Origin of the sequence: Flavobacterium rhizosphaerae (assembly GCF_046000445.1) — a bacterium.
GTDB lineage: Bacteria > Bacteroidota > Bacteroidia > Flavobacteriales > Flavobacteriaceae > Flavobacterium > Flavobacterium rhizosphaerae.
The window spans coordinates 1-1127 of record NZ_JBELPZ010000040.1 but is presented as its reverse complement, the minus strand read 5'-3'; the positions used below and the strand labels follow the sequence as shown (position 1 = coordinate 1127).

1 protein-coding gene is annotated in these 1127 nt (G+C 45.1%); it reads left to right on the top strand.

What is annotated here, in order from left to right; genetic code table 11:
• A partial coding sequence (locus tag ABS766_RS16705) for a site-specific integrase (RefSeq protein WP_408086338.1) occupies positions 1 to 1127 on the top strand: 1127 nt, incomplete at both ends.

Below are 1127 nucleotides of genomic sequence, written 5' to 3'. Positions count from 1 at the left end.
GAAAAGGCAACAGAAGCAACTGTCTATGCACGAATTACTGTAAACGGCCGAAGGTCTGAAATTTCACTTAAGAAAAAAATTGATCCAAAATTCTGGGACGAAGCTAAAGGACGGGCTAAAGGAAAAAGGGACGAAAGTGCCGGCCTTAACAACTACATCGAGCGAATCAGGAGTATAATAGCCGACGGCTACCATAACCTTATACAGGAAAGAAAGCCAATTAACGTTGACAGTGTCAAAGCGCTTTTTACAGGCCACGATGAAGATGCCATAACCATTAAGAAACTTTTTGAATACCATAACCAGGAGGCAGCTTATAAGCTCGCACCCGGTACTATGAAGAATTACGGGACGACACAACGCTATATCGGCAAGTTCCTGCGGGACAAATACCACCGCCACGATATACTGCTCTCAGAGCTTACCTACCGCTTTTTACTGGATTTTGAAAGCTATCTCAGGTCGTATGTACCAAAAGACCACCAGCAGCGGCTACACAACAACGGCATAATGAAACACATTGAGAGGCTCCGTAAGATGGTGAACCTGGCCATTAAGCTCGATTGGCTCGAAAAAGATCCTTTTGCCAATTTTAAAAAACATTTCGATAAGGTAGAGCGCCAGTGCCTGACATCTGAAGAACTCTCGTTGCTTGAAAAAAAGGTATTTAAGATTGAAAGGCTGAAAAACGTTCGGGACATGTTCCTCTTCTGCTGCTATACAGGGCTCGCCTTTATAGACCTTGCCGGCCTGACGCCTGATAATATCGTTACGGGTACTGATGGGGGCTTATGGCTTTACACTAGCCGTGCAAAAACCGATACCAGCGTCCGTGTACCTATTTTACCGCAGGCAAAGCGAATTATGGACCAGTACAAGGATAACCCCAAAGCGCAATCAAGCGGAACGGTTTTTCCCGTGCTGTCCAACCAAAGGATGAACGGCTATCTTAAAGAGATTGCGGATCTATGCGATATTTCCAAAAAGTTAACATTCCACATAGCCAGGCATACTTTTGCAACTACTGTGACGCTCAGCAATGGCGTACCGATCGAAAGCGTATCAAGGATGCTTGGGCATACCAGCATAAGGACAACACAGATATACGCAAAGGTCCTTGAGAAGAA